The sequence below is a fragment of the Moraxella atlantae NBRC 14588 genome, from assembly GCF_001591265.1.
GTDB classification, from domain to species: domain Bacteria; phylum Pseudomonadota; class Gammaproteobacteria; order Pseudomonadales; family Moraxellaceae; genus Faucicola; species Faucicola atlantae.
The window spans coordinates 1-18,740 of record NZ_BCUL01000025.1 but is presented as its reverse complement, the minus strand read 5'-3'; the positions used below and the strand labels follow the sequence as shown (position 1 = coordinate 18,740).

The window sequence follows — 18,740 nt, the reverse complement described above, 5'->3', positions numbered from 1 at the left end:
GGGCTAATATTATAATATTATTCAAAAGTAAAAAATAATTCTAAATGTTATTGAAAATAAATATCATTTATATTATTGTATGAAAAATTATTTTAAAGGTAGTATTGGTGTGACAGCGCGACAATTTAATCTTTGGATCCATCGCTATGTTGGTTTAGGCACAGCAGTATTTTTGTTGATCACGGCTTTGACAGGGGCACTGCTGGCATTTGAAGAGCCACTGGATAATTGGTTTAACCATAAGCTGGCGTACGTTGAGCCGCAAACCAGCCAGCCGCTGTCAATTGCTCAGCTACACGATCAAGTCGTTGCAACGTTTCCACAAAAAAAGTTCTCATCCATGCCAGTTGAGATTGAGTCAAATCACGCTGTGGTATTTAACGTAGATCGTGATCGATCAAAATCCACGCAACCTACCAATACCCCAACGTTTCAGCAGGTGTTTGTCAATCCATATACAGGCGATATTATTGGCACGCGCGACCGCGAGCAATGGGCGTGGCAAAATACCATGTGGAAGGTCTTTTGGTTGCATCGCAATTTGCTGATGGGTGATATTGGGCAGACGATTCTGGGCATTGCAGGGCTATTGTGGACGCTAAATTGCTTTGTTGGGTTATATTTGACATTACCGCGTGCGCGTAAACAAGCGGCTAATGCATCGTTGCCTACACGTAGCCGCAGTTGGTTGCAGCAGTGGTCACGCGCGTGGACAGTACGCCGCTTTAGTAGTTGGTTTAAGCTCAATTATGACTTGCATCACGCGCTTGGCTTATGGTTTTGGCTGTTGGCATTGCCGATTGCATGGGCGAGTGTTGGTTTTAATTTAAAACCCGTGTATCAACCTGTCATGGCATTGATGGGGGCACAAAACGCACCTAAGCCAAAAACCGATGCGCCTCGTCCACAGCAAATCAGTATGACGGATCATACGCTTGCAATCAACAAGTACCAAGCCATCGATACGCTGACGACTATGGCGCAACGCCAAGCGCAAGCCGATGGACTGCATTTTGTGCGTCCGTTAGGTATTCGTTGGCAGGCGGAGGATGGCGCGTGGCAGCTACGCTTTAAAACCGCTGAGGATATCGGCAATGGGCGCGGTGCGTCGTCGATTACGGTCAATGCACAAACAGGCGCGGTCAGTAAAACCAATTATGGCGCGCGCGCGGCAGCAGTGAATAAAGCAGAGCATTGGTGGTACGCGCTGCACAGAGCACATTTTGACAACCGTTGGTATCCTATACTGCTAGCGGTGTTTGGTATAGCAACTGCCGTGATGTGTGTCACAGGCGTGTATCTGTGGTGGCGTGGGCGGCAAGCGCGGCAAAAACAACGCGCCAAACAACAAGCAAAATCATTGCAGATGCGGGCTTAAGATTGGTTTGGTTATAGAATAGCTGGACTGGTAGCGACGGACAAACCAGTCTTTTTTTAAACTGTCCATGATAATGATTAGATTTATTGTTTTATTTATAATTTTTTTAGCAGGTTTATTTGGTGGTAAATATGGCAAAACAGTGAAGACATGACGGCAGCAACACAGTATAAAGACTATCGAAAAACAACGACAGGTTTGAACAGCCAAACATCATTGCGCAAGCAGGCGGCGTACCCGTGATGAGCAAGTCAGGGCATTCATTTATCAAACAAATCATGCGCGAGCACAACGCGGTCTATGGTGGTGAAATGTCCGCGCACCATTATTTCCGCGACTTTAACTACTGTGACATGATTCCATGGCTATTGGTCATTGAGCTACTGTCTAAATCGGGCAAGTCGTTGTCTGCGCTGGTTGATGAGATGATTACCGCGTATCCAATCTCAGGCGAAATTAACTTTAAGCTTACAGGCGTGAGTGCCAAAGACGTGTTGGCAAAACTTGCCGAGACGTACGCCACTTTTGATGATGGCGCAGCGACCATTAACACCATCGATGGGCTATCGGTAGATTTTGCCGATTGGCGGCTCAATATGCGCGCATCCAACACCGAGCCGCTACTGCGCCTGAATGTCGAAACCCGCGGCGATGCCGCCAAACTTGCCGCCAAAACGCAAGCCATCAGCGAGTGGAATATCGCGCAAGGTGGGCAACCTGCTGACCATTAACCAACAGCAAACGGTTTAACGCCAAAACGGCTAGAAGACAGGCAGTAAGCATGGCTTACCGCCTGTTTTTTTATATTTGATACTTGATGAAAAACAAAACAGCAAAAATCTGCCACTCAATGGCAGATTTTTTTAACCTATTTTAAATATTTAAAGAATTAAAATTACTGATAACCGTAGCACTGGCGTAATTTGGTATAATCATAAAAATTGCTATCGGTTGTCAGTTTGGCGTAGTCACATGCAGGCTTAAATGCGGTTGGTTTTTCGTTATACAACATACGCACCGCGTAGGCCGTGCCATTTTTGTACAAATCCCATTGCACGTTTGCCGCCATTGGGGAGATGTTTATGCCACGCCACGGGTTGTTGCTGTAGTTGTACAATGTGCTTGTGGGCTGGGTGACGGTTGTGCCATTCACGCCAAGTAAGGTGGCAAACGGTATAACAATTTCGGCATGGGCAAAGCGCAATCTTGCCGCCTCACGGGTGTCGCCTTTGACGACGTTATCTAGGCTAGCAAAAAAATCATCTTGCAAGTGTTGTGCCATCTTGCTGGTGATTTGATTTTTGTCCGTAAACCCTGGCCCTTTGTCATAAAAATCGCTGGCATCGTTGTATTCGGCAAAGATTTTGGCTTGTGCAGGCGGCATATATGCCAAGAAATCCACACCGTTTGTTTCTTTCATCATTGCAGGAGCAATGCTGTAGAGCTCATACAGCATCTGTCCACCGCTAGCAAGAGAGTTGATTTTGGTTTTGCCGTCGCCTGATAAGGTGAGTTCTTTACCGTTGGCATCAGCAAACGTCATTGAGCCATCGTTGGCAAATTGGTACGTACCATCGGCAATTTTATCAACAAACGTTTTGCTAAATAGTTGCTCAAGCACCACGCGTCCTGCGGCGTTTAGACGGCTGTCGGCAGCAAGCTGGGCTTGGGTATTGGCTAAATCCGCGTCTTTTTTCTTGTACGTTTGGTAGTTTTTGCTTTCAACAAAAGTTGGATAAAGTGGGCTGGTGGCTTCTACGCCATCCAATTTATCCTCAAGCTTGTGAAAATACAGCTGATAACGGTTTACGCCATCGGGTTGCTGGGTTTTTGTCATAGGTGCAGGTGGGTAATACACCAAGTTGGCAAGCATCGGTGCATGAGTTTGCAAAGACTTGGCAAAAAAATACGCGCTATCGACGGCACGGTCTTGCCCTGATGACATGACGCTGATGCGGCGATTGTGCGCGGCAGCATCTTGCCACAGCGTCGGCAAACGGCTGAGTAAGCGTTTGGCAAGCTCGGTGTGCTCGTTTATACCAACTTGGGTTTCGTTGCCGTAGCCACCTTTTTTGGCATCAAAGCTCACACCATCAACGTTTTGTCCCAAAAAGAAATTGGCTTGCATGATAGCAAGTACATCATCGCCAAGTTTTTCGCCAAGTGCGGTCAATGCACCATCAGCTTTGGCCTGTTGCCACATACGGTATACCACCAAGTCATATTTGATGCTCGACAAGCCGCGTGAGCCATGACGCGCCAGCAATTGAGTATAAACAGGCACGTAGCCTGTAGGTGCGGCTGGTAAATTGGCGATATCTTTGGGAGCTTGATAAGGAGTTTTGGTTTGGTAATAGGTCTCGATGACGGTTGGTGTGGTCGGCTGGGTATTGGGCTGCGTGGGCGTGACGCTTGGGGTGGTTGGCTGCGTTGGTGAATTGACGGCAACGATTTTGGTGTCGTTGTCATCGTCGTTACATGCGGCCAAAGACAGTACGCCGACCACGGCTAGGGTTAGAAATCGTAGTTTCATCATAGCACCTTTTTACGTTTTTTACGTCTAATGTTAAGATTGGGTTAATTTGATACCGATAACGGCATAGCTTAAAAAGATTGTGTGACAAAATGATGAAGCCAGAACAATACCGTAACTTAACATCCAACAGCACAATAAAAAATGGCTTAATACGTTGAGTTAAGCCATTATTAAAATGTTAAGTAACCTGACATATTAATGTTATGATATCATTATCCATTTATCATAACCCGAATTCGACATAAGAAAGGATAAAAAAAAGAAGTCCAATATGCTAAAGTAAGTTCACCACAAACAACCTAGCCAAGGACTTCTTACATGGACAATCTCGAAGCACTTTACTGCCACATAGACGACTACTGCAAAACCTACACAGCCGAGCAACAGAAGAAAATGCTAACGCTAAAGCGAAAAAGCAGTAAAAAGACCCGAAACAAACCATGCTGCATCAGTTTAGCAGAAATCATCACCATCTCGGTACTATTTCATCAAATCAGATACCGAGAATTTAAAGCATTTCACTATGGCTATCTGTGTCAATGGCTAAAAAGTGCCTTTCCAAGACTACCAAGCTACAACAGAATGGTAGAACTGATGGAAAAAGCCGTACATCCCATGTGTGACTACTTGAAATTCTTAATGCAAGGCAACTGCACAGGGATAAGCTACATTGACTCAACCAGTCTAGCTGTGTGTGACAACCACCGTATCAAACGCCACAAAGTCTTTGCCGACACTGCCGCACGCGGCAAAAGCAGCATGGGCTGGTTTTATGGCTTTAAACTGCACGTCATCATCAATGACCAAGGTGAGCTTGTCAATCTCACCGTCACAGCAGGCAATGTGGATGACAGAAAACCTGTGAAACAACTGTGCGATATGACCGTATTTGGTAAACTGTTTGGTGATAAAGGCTATATTGATAAATCCCTAACTGCTTGGCTGGATGAGCATTTGGATGTTGAGTTGATTACCAATGTCAAAAAGAACATGAAAGCTAAGGACATTGCTTGGTTAGATAAGCGATTACTCAAACGCCGTTTCTTGATTGAGACGGTGTTTGATGAGTTAAAGCATATTTGCCAAATTGAGCATTCAAGACACCGTAGCCCTGCTGGGTTTATGGCTAATTTATTGGCAGGGCTGATTGCTTATTGCCACCAAACCAAGAAACCTACACTAAAGAATGTGCTGATTGGGCATTCTTTACCGCAGGTTGCTTAGTTTGTGATAGCTTTCAATGAGTTATGCAGTTGGCGAACACGCGGTCAAACTTGGCGCAGATGACGCGGTGATTTATCCTGCTACCAGTGTGCACCGCGTGGCACCTGTTAGCGCAGGCACGCGTCTTGCGATGATGACATGGGCGCAAAGTCTGGTCAAAGACGCAGCACAGCGTGCAATTTTGCATGATTTGGATATCGGCCAACTTCTACTTCGCCAAACCTTGCAGCACCAACTGGCAAACGATACCACCGCATGGGCGCAAATTGCACCGCGCTTAGATGGCCTGATACAGGTTTATCACAATTTGCTGCGCCAATGGGCTGAGGTGTAAGCATGACAAACACTGTACCGCCCGAACCGCTAACGCATATCCCACCCGATTGGGTAACGGTCAGTGACTATCAGCGCGAATTTTGTCGCCGACTGCCTGCTGATATCGTGACGTATATGTTGGGCAATACTATCTTACAGGACAGCAACCAAGCAGCGTTGCAAAACTTGTGCTGGCAGCCCAACGTCTTGACAGCACCAAACCTTCAGCAAGCGATTCGATTATACAATCCGCATGCGGCTGTACCTGTCGATATCAGCGTGCAGCAGCCATTGTTTGTCAGCCCTGTGGCGTATCACGGCTTATATCATCCTGATGCCGAACACGCCACTGCATTGGCGTGTCAAGTCACGGCAAGCTCTTGTATTTGGAGCAGTCTGGCAAATACACCGTTTGATGCGCTATTATCGCCATGTGGTGCACAGACGCGTACAAGCCAGTGTTATTTTCAAGCCATTCAATGGTACTGGCAAATCGCACCTGACAACCTTACCCAGCCTAATATTGCCCCGATTTACGCCATCAGCGTAATCGCGACTATAACCAGCAGTTACTACAGCGTTGGCTTGACAAAGACAGGGCGAATTTGCCAGATTTTTTGGTGATAACGGTCGATGCAGCTCACAGCGGTGTGCGCGATTTTGCCAGACGGATGAATGTTCAACCACCGCCACCCTTAACCACGTCCAACTTACCAACGCAGTTTGTGCTCACAGATTTGCCGATATTGCTTGCCAATGCGCCAAATTGGAATGACATCACATGGCTGGTCGCACATTGTCCTGTGCCTGTACTGCTCAAAGGAATTTTGCGCCCCGATGATGCTAAGCACGCACTGGCAATCGGTTGCGCAGGTGTGGTGGTATCCAATCACGGGCAGCGTGTGTTGGCAGATAGCGTTGCTGTGGCGCAGGTGTTACCATCAATTCGGCAAGCTATACCCAATGCTATCTTACTTGCTGATGGTGGTGTGATGTCGGGTAGCGATATTGCCAAGTTACGCGCATTGGGTGCGGATATGGTGGGTGTTGGGCGACTTGTGATTTATGGACTTGCGTTGGCAGGCGCGCTTGGGACGGCGCATGTGCTGCGCCTGTTGCAAGAAGAATGGCAGATCACCGCTGCTTTAACAGGCGAGCATGGCTTGGTGGCTAAAAATCGCTTAGGCGGCTCAACAAAAACGGTTTAGCGTTCACCATACAGCTTTACGCCATTGGCAAACGCGCAGTTTTTCATACGTGCCGCTTGGACGATTGCCTCGCGCTCACCCATTGCAATCGCCAAGTTATTGCGATTACCGCCAGTAGTTTGTCCCAAGCCGATATTGACATTTGGATACACGCCGCCGCGTCCAATGCCGATCCCCAGCCCAACACCTGATACTGTCAAGCCGTTGTGCTGACTGCTGGCGGTGCTGATGTATTGCATCAAGCGGTTGTATTCGATGTTGAGCTTGCCGCAGTCATAGTTTTGGTATTGATTGGGCGACACATAGCTGGGCTTAGGCGTGGTGGCACAGCCCGTTACGCCCAATATTGCCGCACCAACCACACAAGACACAAGGTATAAAAATTTCATCGGCTAGACTCTTGGTTTTAAACTAAACTTTGGATTTAAAAAAATATGGCTACAACATCGGCTTGCTAAACGCCAAGCCAACGATGCCCAAATAAGCCAGTAGCGCAACCAACATCAAGCCCTTTGCTAAAGCAGGTAAAACAGCGGTGGTCGTGGCATCAGGTGCAACACGAGCTTGGCGCAATGCCACCGCAGTTGCCACAATCGCCACCACCCATAGCGCGATTTTTGCCCATACCCAATGCGGCACGCCAATGGCTTGTGCCACAGGCATGACGGTAACAACGCCACTAATCAGTAGCAGCGTATATAGCACATGGCTACCGATTTTTAAACCGCGTCGGTTAAGAGCTGCTACCCGACCGCCATACACCAGCCCAAACTGGTACAAAAACAGCGCGATCGTCAAAAACGCAAACAGCATATGTACATGCTTCATAAAAATTCCTCACATGGAAAAATAGTTTGCTACACAGGCTTAGCGGTTTTGCCCTGCGCATTGTGGGCTGGCAGGGGCGTGGGTTTGGGCTTGCCATTCATCGGGCGTATAGGTGTGCAACGCCAACGCATGAATCGTGCCGCCGCCTTGCGCCAATAAATCATTGACCAAACCATACACCAACTGATGCCGCTGCACCAGACGCTTGCCTGCAAAGGCATCTGACACCAACACCAGTTTAAAATGGCTCTCTTTGCCATCAAAATAGCCTGCGTGTTGGCGCGATTCATTGATGACTTCAACATAACTTGGGGACAAAGCTTGCACACGCGTGTGCAAGGCATCGGCTAATGGGGTAGGTGAGGTCATGATAGTGTCCAAATAACCAACTAAATTGGATGTTAAAACGTTATTTTAGCACCGATTTTTGCCTTGCCATAGTGCCAAATGTGTATGGTTAAATCGCTAAAATCGCCAAGTCTTTAACTGATCGTGCCAATTTTGCCATCATTGCTTTGACCACAACAACAACGACAAAATCCCTGCCGCAATCAACGGCCCAACCGCAACACCGCGAAACAGCACCACACCTGCCACCGTGCCAATCATCAGGCTTGTTACCACATTGGGGTCAGCACTCATCAAGCGCACACCGCGCGCACCCAGCCACGTTACCAACAACCCTACACCAATCGCCAAGATAGATTGCCAACTGGTGAATGACTGCAAAATGGCTTGACTGCTGATTTTACCGCTGGCAATCGGCGCCAAAATCGCCAACGTCAGCACAAACACACCTGCGTTGAGCCCATATTGTTGGATATAGGCAAATACTGGCTGATTAAATGGCAGCATTTTAAGCAGCAGCAACAAAGCCGCGCTGACCCAAATCGTCGGATTGTGCACCAACAGCCCACATGCTAGCAATATCAACAAAACAATAGTAGTAAGCTGCGCGTTCAAAAATTCCATCAGATCAAACACCTCAGTTAAATATCAATCATTATGAATAAAAAAAGCCCACTACAAAAGCAGGCTTTTAGGTTGTCAAATGGCAAGCAGTCGCTAGCGGCGCAACATCTGTGCTTGGGTTTGTTGATACAATGGCATCACACGCGGCATCAAAGCTTGCAAGTTATTGATACGCGTCGCGCTGGCAGGGTGGGTGCTCAAAAACTGTGGTGGCTCACCGCGTCCATCTACTTGCTGCATCTTGCGCCACAAGCTCACCGCTGCCTGTGGGTTGTAGCCTGCACGTGCCATCAATTCTAAGCCCATGACATCGGCTTCAGACTCCATTTGGCGGCTATTGGGTAATGCTAACCCCAACTCACTGGCATAGCTTGCCAGTTGGGCTTGCCCTTGTGATAAACCAAAACGGCTGGTTACCACACCCAAGCCAAGTTGAGTCGCCATCTGCTGAGAGAGTTTTTCGCGCGTATGCTCGCGCAGTGCGTGCGCCATCTCATGCCCCATGATCGCCGCGATTTCATCATCGGTCAAATTCAAACGGTCAATAATACCCGTATAAAACATGATTTTACCACCTGGCAACACATAGGCGTTGATGGTATTGCTTTGGATAGTATGCACTTCCCATGCCCAATTTTGCGCATCAGGGCGATACACACCCACTTGCCCAATCAAGCGGCTGGCAATGCGCTTTAAGCGATTGACTTGCGCAGGGTTGGTATCAAGCTTGCCTGCTTGTCGCGCTTTGCCCACGGTTTCATTAAAGCTTTGCGCTGCCAGCTGCTGAACTTCAGCGTTTGACACCAACAACAGCTGATTACGGTCAATACCGATAGCACCTGTATTGGTGGTGCTAGCACAGCCAACCAACACACTGCTAGCAGCAAGTGTTGCACCCAGCACCCAAGTAGAAATTTTATGCTTCATAGACAGCCTTATCATTTAAATTGCCAAATTAGCTTATGAGGTCACGCCTAACGCGCTGCATGTGTTGTTGGTGATTATAAACATAAACTGGGTCAAAATTTAGCAAAAAAATGCTATGATTAAGTAACCGAGGTCTACTAATCATCGAAATTTAACCCAAAAAAAGCATTGAGCAAAAATTTTTAGAAAAAAATGCAAAAAATGCTTGACGGGTGCTCAAAAATCCTTATAATACCCATCCACAACGACGCGATAGCAAATCACAAAACATTAGCTAAAACGTCTAACATATGCGGGAATAGCTCAGTTGGTAGAGCACGACCTTGCCAAGGTCGGGGTCGCGAGTTCGAATCTCGTTTCCCGCTCCAAATTCTAAAAAGCCACTTTATAGTAAAGTGGCTTTTTTATTGCTTATAAATCAATAACTTAGACGGCTCTATTCTCTAAAATTCACCTTAAAATCTTTGACCACTTTTCCTTACTAGGGCACACAGAAAAATTTGTGTGCCTTATTTGTGCCTTGAATGTGCCGTGCTTATTTTTTGTATAGCAAAATTCTGACCCCAACTCCATTTTTATTCTGTAGTTTGGCTTTATGCCACTAAATAAGTATAGCAAAATTATGAACCCATCAGTCATCCCACAGATTGGTGAAGATATACTAGAAAAACTTGGCTTTATCTCTGTTTGCTTTTACTGTGAATGCTATATTTATCCAAAATACATCTGTAACCCTTGCGAATGTCACACCTAAACGCTAATAACATTTTGTGTGTACCTATTTAACATGAAGTCGGGATAAGCGAAACCTAGCAAACCAATAGAATTAAACAATATCAGACGGATTGAACTCAACAAGCACATTTTTTAACGAAGGCTTATTAGGTTGCCAGCAATAAGCAATTAAACTACCCAATAAATTGCTTAAAAAACCAGTAACCGAACGATGACGAGTATGCTCAATTTGGCAGATATTTTTCAACTCATCAAACACCGCTTCAACCAAAGCACGGCGTTTAAGCAAACGTTTATTAATGACTTCTAATTCTTTGGGTTTCATGTTTTTCTTGGTTCGGGTGATAAAGGTAATATCTTTATCGTTAGCAAGTTTATCGGCAAGTGGTTGGCTGACATAGCCTTTATCACCATACAGTTTGCCATGAACCACATTACACAGGTATTCGATGGGCTTTCTATCATCGACATTGCCTGATGTTAGACAGACATTGACGAGTTCAGCTTTATCATTCCCGAGTTGAGGTTATTTAAATAATCGATAAAAGCATTACCAGCCTTGAGCTAGTTTGATTTGTCATTTTAGTTTCTATTGTAGTAACCTGATTTTAATTTCACAGATTTTAACAAAAAAAATTACAATTCTTTTTGTTATAGCTAAATTTTAAATCTTACTTAAAAGAACTTGAATAGTATTAGAATCATGATTCTAGTAATTTACTGAGCTATAACTTCTTATTAAGGTATGATTTTATTTTTCATAAGTTTAGAATCTTATTTAGAAATTAATCTCTAAATCTTCATTACTAACATTTTGGTGATTAGTTTGCATATTTTGAGTATGTTCAGCAATTTTCTCCATCAAAATTTCTGTCATTTTCTTAGTAGGATATTCAGCTTTCCAATCATTCAATAAATCCAAACCTCCATTACAGTATTCTTCAAATATTTTGACGGTTTCACTGAGGTTTTCATTTTTCAAACAAGTGGCGTGTCTATTTTCCAGCATACCCAATAGATAAATATAACCATCATCTTCAGTATTACGATAGGTTTGTAGAGTAATTTGAATCATGTCTTCAGATTTTGTAGGCAAAGGTTTTCTGTATTCAAAATTGTAGCCCAGCATCGCTCCAAATATCATTAAATCTTTATTGAATCTGAATAGAGCTGTGTCAGGACTATCAACCAAGTCTTTGACTAAATGCTCAAATTTTCTGTCACGATTGACTTGAATATTACGCCACGCATCTTCTGAAGTTTTTTCTTTAGACACTTGATTTGTTATCATAATTTCACTTCCTCAATCACGGTTCTATCTTTTTCACAGTTATATCTAGCAGTATCAAATGTTTTGCCAAGAATATTGATAGGACTTAACTCTTTGTCACCTTGGTCTGAACTAACTTCACTTACCAAGTTATATTCACGACCAATACGCTCTCTAATATTTTCCTCAACTGTCCCCTCCCAATGGCTAGAGGATAAGAGAAAAATAACCTGCTCAACTGATTCAGGAATATAGCGAGCCATATTGCCTTTGTAGGCATTATCAAGCACACCAAACGGAGCATCAATGACAAAAGGAGCAATCGCTCCAGGCATCAAAATTTCTCCGCTAGCTTTTTTACGGTCAGAGGCTAAATTAATTAAGCTTGAGATAAACGTCAGACTTAATAGTAACTGCTGTCCATCACTTTCTGCTACAGGTCTATTAGAGCTATCAATGAGTTGGATATTATAAGAGTCCTTGCTCAGTTTCGCTCTATAGTCCTGTCGAACATATTTTTTAAGCGTTTCATTAATCAAACGTGGCAAATACTCTAGAGCTCCTTTTTCTGCTTTGTCTAAAGTAATTTTGATTAAATCTTCTACTTTAGCCAGTATTTGTAGGGATTCTTGAATTTCCTCTATACCTGTCGATAAATTTTTAAGCGAATCAATTTCTCGTTGGATTTTTTCAATATCGGAATCAAGTTTCGTTAATTCTGTCTGGAATTTACCTAAATTCTTATTTTCAGCTTGTAAGGCTTGGAAATAATATTGGTAATCTTTTTCTAATTTTTTAATTTCTTCTGAATCATAGTCACCAATTCTAAGGTCAATAACTGCAATTCTGGCTTTAAGGTCTTCTAGCGAATTTTCTTTCTCGGCAATATCTGTCTTATTTTTATCTAAAAGATTTAAGGCAGATTCATTGCGAACTTGGATAGCTTTTAATGTTTCTCTGCCTCTCGTTACTCTATCACCCTGCAAAGGGTCAGCGGCTTTTGCTAATAATTTATGGATATTATCATACGCTTGTGTGCCTTCATGGATTTCTGCCCCACAAATACATTTTGCTTGGTCAAGAATATCTCTGACAAGATTCTCATTGTAAGGGGCTGGAATAGTTCCTTTAAATTCTTCTTCATTGATAAAATCTAAGGCTTGTGAAGCTAATTTAGTGGCAAAAATTGCACTCAGATTGTCGCCTAGCAGTTTTCTTTGGTGTTTTCTTTCATTAATGATGGAGGCTTCAATACTTTCGATTTGTTTTTTTAGTCTTGAGCGGTCATTCTGGTTTTGTTGAATGACTTCAGCATTACTATTCTTTAGAGCAATATCAGCTTGGAGATATCGAAAGTTGGCTTCTTCAATTTCATGTTCAGTGGTTTCAATCTTGTCTTCACAAGTTTTCTTCGCTAATTCTAATCTCGACAAAGTATCATAAAGTTCACCGATTTTCGTACCATGATTACGCCTACCAATTTCACGATTATATTCACTTTTGATTTCAGCCAAATCACTAAGCGTTTGTTTGGCAATTTTAAATCCTAAAATGTCATGAATTGCATTACGGACTGCTTGGTTTTCTCTTGCAGAAGTGCGAGCAAAACTGCTTACACCTTCACCTTGAAAGAAAAAATAAGATGACATATTCTTTGGAATGATAGTATTAATAAATAATCCAGGGTTTTCTATATTTTCAACACCTGTTTCAGTTTCCCGTTGAACCTTAAAATGAGACCTACTGCGTTCGTCTATTCCACGGTAGCAAATATAATTTTCACCGTCTTCTTCAAATTCAATTTCAACACTTAAAAAATGTTTGCCTTCATCATCTGCTACATGATTTAGGAGTTTTTTATTATCCCTAAAGTTTTCCGTGGTTTCTTCAAAAAAGCACCACTTAATAGCATTCAACAAGGCTGTTTTACCAACGCCATTTTCTGCGTGAATTAATGTAATATTTTTTCTAGAATCTGTGGAAAAATGAAGTTCTTGACGACCATAAAACTGTCTAAAATTAGTCATTTTTAAGGAAAGAATTTTCATATTTTATCCTCATTGATAATTGCTTTAAATTCACCTGCCTTTCTGGTATCATCAATGAAATCCTTTAGTTTGGCTTTTCTTTGAGGTACACCTTGTTCAGAAAAAAGATACTTGCGTTCCATATTTATCATTTTACGAGTTAGTCTTCTTAAAGGAGTCTCATCTAATAATTCAGCTTTTAGAATAGCTTGGGCAATCAGTTGTTTTGGCTCAAGCCCTGCTTCTTTAACCGTTTCGTCTGCTTTATTATCCATCATTCATCTCCATCTTATCTAATATTGATTCAATTTCAGTTTTATTTCTAGCAAGTAAGGCAAAGTCTCTAATGCGTTCTAATTCAGAAGACTTTAGTTTTTTAGCAAAATCCGAATGGATTTCAGGATTAGGCAGTACCACAAAGTCATAAATAATGGCTTTTTCCTTACCAGAAAATTTGCGTAGTACTCGACCACGACGTTGAACATATTGACGAGGATTTTTGCTACTGGCTAAAATATATGCAGTTCGACAGGCAGGTACGTCAATACCTTCATCCAATACTTTCATAGCTACCAAAGCATCTACAATCCCCAATTTAAAGTTATCTAATATCTCTTTTCGCACGCTAGGTGGGGTTGACCCAATAAACTGCGATGTTCGCCACCCATTTTGGCTCAATACCTTAGAAACTTCATTAATGACAGTGCTGTCTTCATTTTCGGTCTTGCCTTCACCCGTATAGAATAAGCTATAAGGGCGATTTTCTTGTGGAATATCTTTGGTTAAACGTCTTAATTCTACCAACTTATTTTCGGCTCTTCCCAATAATCTGCTACGTTCTGAAGAATAAATCATCAGCCTTTCTTGCTCTTCTCTAGATAATTTACCACCAGAATTGATAATTACATCATTAATTTTTTGAGATAATTCGTCATAGGTTAGCTGTTCGTTTTCAGTTAAGAAGATAGGGATAATATGGTAATCATAAGGGGTCAGAACGTCATCATGAATAGCATTTTCTAAAGAATACTGATGAACAATGGTTTGATAATAACTTAAAATACGTTCTTTGGCGATATTTGGAAAAAGATTTTCGGTTTCAAACTCATCTTCATCGTCGTTAAAAGGCGTAGCAGATAATCCAAGTTTGAAATAGGCATTAGGTAGGGATTTATTCGTATTTTCTGAGGCATGACGGTGACATTCATCACCGATAAACATTAAGTCATTTGTCGGAATTTTGGCGATTAATTCTTGAAAAGGCTTAGATACCAACGTTTTATTTACCACCAGTAAGCACATAAAATCTATTTTTTTATTTCGTAGTAATTCCAAGTTACGAGTCAATTTGGTGTGCCATTTTGTCTTACTTTCAAAACATTCGATAGGCTTGATGTTAAATTTCTCTAATTCAACTACCCATTGTTTTGCTAATTCGATATAAGGAACACTAATTATCGTTACAAGAGAACCATTTCTATTATGCTTTGCTTCAAATATTTTGGTTAGGGCGTAAATCGAGGTAATGGTTTTGCCTGAGCCTGTGGCGTGTTGCAGTATGCCTGTAAATTGGTTGGCTTTCCAAGATTGCAAAGCTGCTTTTTGATGCTCTCTAATCTCAAAAGGTACGTTATTAATAGAAGTAGGAACAGTTGGGTATTTCTGCTGTGGCTCATCGAATGAATACTCCAACTCATCTTCTAGCTCCATTAGAATTTTTTCAAAATTAAATCGACTTCCACCATTGGTCAAATTTTCTTTAACATAGGCAGAAATCCTATCATACTGCGTAGATAATACATTCAAAACTTTGGTGTTGGGCTGATTGCCATTCCAAAGGCTTTCAAAGGCATTGACATAATTTTGTCCATATTCTTGAAAAATTTCTGGTTGCCAACTCTTATAAACGCTGATACTTTCAGCATTTAAATCTTCAAATAAGGCAGAAGGGGTTTCATTGGCAGACCCTTGAAAGGCGATACAGTTATTATAGCTATCATAGACAATGCCGATTTTTTCATGGAACATCCCTTTTCGGCGTATCGCAAACTTGATTTCTAATAATTGCGATGAAACCAAATAAGCCAGCACCTTTAGCCGATTGGTTTTCTCTTCCTCTGCTATCATTGCTAGCAATCTATCGATATAGGAATCAATTCTAGTTGCTAACTCTTCTTCAGATTCATTTTTGATAGCATCGTATTCTTCTTTTTTTAAAGGTTCTCCGATGATAAGTCGCATTTTTCCATTGTTTTTGACCAGTTGCGATAAGCCTTTTAGATTAATTGCTAGAATTTCCGAAGAAAAAAAACCTACCGCTCTATCATAGCGGACAGACTGTTCAAGAACAGGGCGATAAAAATCGAAAAATAAGTTATCCTCACCCGTCCGATAGACCGATTTAATACGCAACTCATTAAAAGGTATATCCATACTGAACAATCCATATAGGGCTATAAGTTATTTTTATTTTGACTCTAAAAGTTGAATTAACTCATCCCAAGCTAAGGCATAAAGGTCTTTTGAACGTTTTTCTATAAATTCTTTTGTCCACGCACCTTCATAATTACCAATAGCGACAAGATTTGGCATATATTTTTGAGCCGCTAAAATATCTTGTGTATATTCTTTAAGAGAAGCACGATTTGCTTGAGTCGCCTCTGCTAATATTTGCGAGGCTTCTTGATGGGTTTTTGCCCCAACAACTCGATAAAAGACCCGCTTTTCTGCCCACATACGATTACTCATCGAAGAATTTAGCGAATGAGAAACCAAGGTTAAATTGCCAAGCGAGTCAATAATGTCGGGCGTAGTATAAATTTCAGTTTCCCATTTACCATTATTACTCTGTGGGGCAATATGTTCTAACGAGAAACTACTTTCGTCCATATATTTGTCTAGTGTTAAACACGCATTGACTGCCTCTTTACCCTTAACAATAGAGCCATCGTTAGTTTCTTGATTCTCGATGGCGTTGTGATGAGCGGAAAGCAAAAGAGCCTTCGCTATTTTAGGGGATTTATAAATCGGACGAGCATAAGAATTTTGAACAAAAGTTTCTTTATCTTTAAGTTTACCTTTTCTTGAATCATCTTGTAGTCTAGATTTCAGCTCTTTTTTGAATAAGTCGATATCAACTACTTGATTTCGGCTATGCTTAATAGAAATTGGAGCGAGTCCAGACGGCATATCATTTTTATTGAGCAATTCTCGATATTCACCATCAATGCCTGCTGTTCCAGTACGAGAAGCACGCCACAAAACACTAAAAGCAAACATCGCTTGTAATGCAGACTCAAAATCCTTAAATCGTGCTAATTTATCGTCAGATGATGCTTCTTGTATCTGTTTAAAGAAAATCGTCAAAATAGGAATCACAATTGTGTGGTTGATGTCATTAAAGAACTTCAATGCCAACTTGCTAAGTGATGATAGCTCATGACCACTAAATACGGTAATAGAAGTATTAAGGTTATCCGCTTCCCATACTTGTGACTTAAAGTTAGACGTAATAGAAAGGGTTTTGATAAAATCATCGGTATTTTCAGTTTCTTCAAATGCGTTTTTTAAGGCGGCACGTTGTTCTGCTAATCTACCAGAAACCTTGTCACCTGTGTAAGTAGCAAAGAATTGAATTAACAGGTCTTTGGTAGCAGTCTGCAACTTTGCACCTACAGGAAATTTGCTTAAATAATTGCCGACTTCATCCATCATGGCTTTTTGAGGTGAGCCATCATATTCTGCTAATCCTACTGCATTGACGACACGAGGCTTAAATGTCTCAAATGCTGTTAAAGGCTCACCCGTCGTATTTAATGATTCAAAAATAGTAAAGGCATAGTCTTCGTTTTTGCCCTTGACTACTGTCAAAACAACACGATGTAAAACATAGCGTGCGTATAATACCAATAACAAAAGTTCGTCAAATATTTCTTTGTCACTATCTCTTAGCAGACGAATATGTTCAATTGGCATTGGATAGTTAAGCAAACTGACCTGAAAATTTTCATTTTTGTAAATTTCTTCAATAGTCGGTACTTCTTCCATTACATTATTTCTGTTTGAAGAAAGACTAGCTAAGGCTTTTATTATTTGATTGAATCTATCAACGATAGCTTCTTCGCCTTCGATGTTTTTCTCACGCTTAGTGGGCTTGTAGTCAGTCGCTTGGTATAGCGGGTCATCAATTTGAGTAATATAGTTAAAAATAAGGTTGGCAATCGGTGATTGATATTTTCTTTCTCTAGCGGATTTTGACCATTGGTCATCCAGTGAACGAATCATGCGAGGATATAAGGGTGATTGCCCAGAGCGATGTTTTTCAAAGAAAGTATCTTCTAGCAATGAAAGCACTTCTTTGGTCTGACCATCTAGCCACTCTAAGGCTTGTAAAATATTATCTATTTCGGTATTTACGTCTTCACCAAAATCCAAACTACTCTGGTCTCTAGTGCGTAAGTTGTTCTCTACGGTAGTTTTTTTACGAGTAAATTTTTTGTGTGTAACTTGAATTTGGTTATGTAGAGCAAGATTTAAAATCAGTAAAGTGGTCATGCGTTGCTGACCATCAATGACAGTTAAGACTTTACTAGGAACATCTGACCTAACAATCGGTTGAACCGTAGAATTATTGGTATCATGAATGGTAATGACTGTACCTAAAAAGGTGAAGCTATCGTCAGACTTTAGTAAGGTTTTGATGCCATGTCCTAAATCTTCAAGTAGTCGATTGACTTTTTCCTTATCCCAACTGTAAGGACGTTGGTAAGATGGAATATACAGCCCCATACCTCGTTCTGCTAATAATTCGATAGGTGGCTTTGAAATTGCTTCAAATATGGTTTTAGCTTCTACTGCCATTATGTTATCCTAGATTACATTAAATTATTTACTCAACATTAGCAAAATTTCTTGGCAAAGGCAATTTAAGATTTAATAGAAAAATTGCAGGTTTAGATACTGTTCCATGTTAGGTTACTAACTGACTTAAATTAAGGTTTAGTGTACTATTATCTTATATTTTAAGAAATTGTTCCTGAGTTAGAGGTCAATCTTTTGCTGCTAATATTTACTTAGCTCCTACTTTCATTCATTTACGTTAATTTTCAACATACCCTAGGATTAAGGTATAAAAAATGATTTACCACAATCAACAAGAATTTATTAATACACTTTCTAGTAAACTCACTTTACCTTTTGAGGTTACTGGAAAAGTCGAGGCAAGTGAAAATTATATATTGAATTTAACTTTTCTAAACTTAATAGATATTAGGGATTTCACTGGAAACTACATCTTATTACCAGATGAAAAACGATTATA

General features: G+C 41.4%; 18 protein-coding genes, 1 tRNA gene and 1 pseudogene. 8 read left to right on the top strand and 12 right to left on the bottom strand.

Annotated features, from left to right (window positions below; genetic code table 11):
* Nucleotides 1–79: 79 nt before the first annotated feature.
* Entirely contained in the window at nucleotides 80–1,378 is a 1,299-nt protein-coding gene (locus tag MA2_RS09570) for a PepSY-associated TM helix domain-containing protein (protein ID WP_079352153.1), read from the top strand.
* A gap of 242 nt (nucleotides 1,379–1,620) precedes the next feature.
* A complete protein-coding gene (locus MA2_RS09565) occupies nucleotides 1,621–2,109 on the top strand; it encodes a phosphohexomutase domain-containing protein (RefSeq protein WP_067059262.1) in 489 nt (162 codons plus the stop codon).
* Between the two features lie 164 nt (nucleotides 2,110–2,273).
* Here the strand turns inward: MA2_RS09565 and MA2_RS09560 are convergent, their stop codons facing one another.
* Complete coding sequence (locus tag MA2_RS09560; RefSeq protein ID WP_079352152.1) at nucleotides 2,274–3,911, bottom strand: histidine-type phosphatase; 1,638 nt, start codon at nucleotides 3,909–3,911, stop codon at nucleotides 2,274–2,276.
* A gap of 321 nt (nucleotides 3,912–4,232) precedes the next feature.
* Between MA2_RS09560 and MA2_RS09555 the strand changes: the two genes are divergently transcribed.
* The 4 genes from MA2_RS09555 to MA2_RS09540 are packed head-to-tail and all read left to right on the top strand — an operon-like array spanning nucleotide 4,233 to nucleotide 6,661.
* Nucleotides 4,233–5,138, top strand: coding sequence for an IS982 family transposase (locus MA2_RS09555; RefSeq protein WP_067058646.1), 906 nt, complete (start codon nucleotides 4,233–4,235; stop codon nucleotides 5,136–5,138).
* Between the two features lie 16 nt (nucleotides 5,139–5,154).
* On the top strand, nucleotides 5,155–5,472 hold the full coding sequence (locus tag MA2_RS09550; RefSeq protein ID WP_067059260.1) for a 2OG-Fe(II) oxygenase family protein: 318 nt from the start codon (nucleotides 5,155–5,157) through the stop codon (nucleotides 5,470–5,472).
* A gap of 2 nt (nucleotides 5,473–5,474) precedes the next feature.
* On the top strand, nucleotides 5,475–6,077 hold the full coding sequence (locus tag MA2_RS09545; protein ID WP_067059258.1) for an alpha-hydroxy-acid oxidizing protein: 603 nt from the start codon (nucleotides 5,475–5,477) through the stop codon (nucleotides 6,075–6,077).
* Nucleotides 6,059–6,661, top strand: a complete 603-nt coding sequence (locus tag MA2_RS09540; protein ID WP_079352216.1) for an alpha-hydroxy acid oxidase — start codon at nucleotides 6,059–6,061, stop codon at nucleotides 6,659–6,661. Before MA2_RS09545 ends, MA2_RS09540 begins: the two co-directional genes overlap by 19 nt.
* On the opposite strand, the gene MA2_RS09535 is transcribed toward MA2_RS09540, so the two are convergent.
* The 5 genes from MA2_RS09535 to MA2_RS09515 form a co-directional block, all read right to left on the bottom strand.
* Complete coding sequence (locus MA2_RS09535; protein ID WP_067059254.1) at nucleotides 6,658–7,050, bottom strand: hypothetical protein; 393 nt, start codon at nucleotides 7,048–7,050, stop codon at nucleotides 6,658–6,660. The genes MA2_RS09540 and MA2_RS09535 overlap by 4 nt on opposite strands.
* 49 nt (nucleotides 7,051–7,099) lie before the next feature.
* Nucleotides 7,100–7,489, bottom strand: a complete 390-nt coding sequence (locus MA2_RS09530; RefSeq protein WP_067059251.1) for a SirB2 family protein — start codon at nucleotides 7,487–7,489, stop codon at nucleotides 7,100–7,102.
* A gap of 39 nt (nucleotides 7,490–7,528) precedes the next feature.
* Nucleotides 7,529–7,858: a BolA family protein gene (locus MA2_RS09525; RefSeq protein WP_067059249.1), complete on the bottom strand. Its 330-nt coding sequence runs from the start codon at nucleotides 7,856–7,858 to the stop codon at nucleotides 7,529–7,531.
* Nucleotides 7,859–7,996: 138 nt separating this feature from the next.
* Nucleotides 7,997–8,461 (bottom strand): DUF441 domain-containing protein, encoded by a 465-nt coding sequence (locus tag MA2_RS09520; RefSeq protein ID WP_067059247.1) that lies wholly within the window; start codon nucleotides 8,459–8,461, stop codon nucleotides 7,997–7,999.
* A 93-nt stretch (nucleotides 8,462–8,554) separates the two neighbouring features.
* The gene (locus tag MA2_RS09515) at nucleotides 8,555–9,388 is read right to left on the bottom strand and encodes a M48 family metallopeptidase (protein WP_067059245.1); all 834 of its coding nucleotides are present in this window, start codon (nucleotides 9,386–9,388) and stop codon (nucleotides 8,555–8,557) included.
* Nucleotides 9,389–9,680: 292 nt separating this feature from the next.
* Here MA2_RS09515 and MA2_RS09510 point away from each other — a divergent pair.
* A tRNA-Gly gene (locus MA2_RS09510) sits at nucleotides 9,681–9,756 on the top strand.
* Nucleotides 9,757–10,214: 458 nt separating this feature from the next.
* Here the strand turns inward: MA2_RS09510 and MA2_RS11260 are convergent.
* The 6 genes and pseudogenes from MA2_RS11260 to MA2_RS09475 all read right to left on the bottom strand — a co-directional run.
* Nucleotides 10,215–10,625, bottom strand: a pseudogene (locus tag MA2_RS11260) (transposase); the annotation flags it as partial.
* 276 nt (nucleotides 10,626–10,901) lie between these two features.
* A complete protein-coding gene (locus MA2_RS09495; RefSeq protein WP_067059239.1) occupies nucleotides 10,902–11,414 on the bottom strand; it encodes a DNA phosphorothioation-associated 4-like protein in 513 nt (170 codons plus the stop codon).
* The gene (locus tag MA2_RS09490) at nucleotides 11,411–13,441 is read right to left on the bottom strand and encodes an AAA family ATPase (protein ID WP_067059238.1); all 2,031 of its coding nucleotides are present in this window, start codon (nucleotides 13,439–13,441) and stop codon (nucleotides 11,411–11,413) included. Before MA2_RS09490 ends, MA2_RS09495 begins: the two co-directional genes overlap by 4 nt.
* Complete coding sequence (locus tag MA2_RS09485; RefSeq protein WP_067059236.1) at nucleotides 13,438–13,698, bottom strand: hypothetical protein; 261 nt, start codon at nucleotides 13,696–13,698, stop codon at nucleotides 13,438–13,440. The genes MA2_RS09490 and MA2_RS09485 overlap by 4 nt, the downstream gene beginning before the upstream one ends.
* Nucleotides 13,688–15,853 carry a DEAD/DEAH box helicase family protein gene (locus tag MA2_RS09480; RefSeq protein ID WP_067059234.1) on the bottom strand — a complete coding sequence of 722 codons (2,166 nt, stop codon included), beginning with the start codon at nucleotides 15,851–15,853 and terminating at the stop codon, nucleotides 13,688–13,690. The genes MA2_RS09485 and MA2_RS09480 overlap by 11 nt, the downstream gene beginning before the upstream one ends.
* Nucleotides 15,854–15,886: 33 nt before the next feature.
* A complete protein-coding gene (locus MA2_RS09475; protein ID WP_067059232.1) occupies nucleotides 15,887–18,280 on the bottom strand; it encodes a DUF262 domain-containing protein in 2,394 nt (797 codons plus the stop codon).
* Between the two features lie 275 nt (nucleotides 18,281–18,555).
* Between MA2_RS09475 and MA2_RS11350 the strand changes: the two genes are divergently transcribed.
* Nucleotides 18,556–18,740 (top strand): hypothetical protein (locus MA2_RS11350; protein WP_218002937.1); only part of this gene is annotated, 185 nt, incomplete at its 3' end.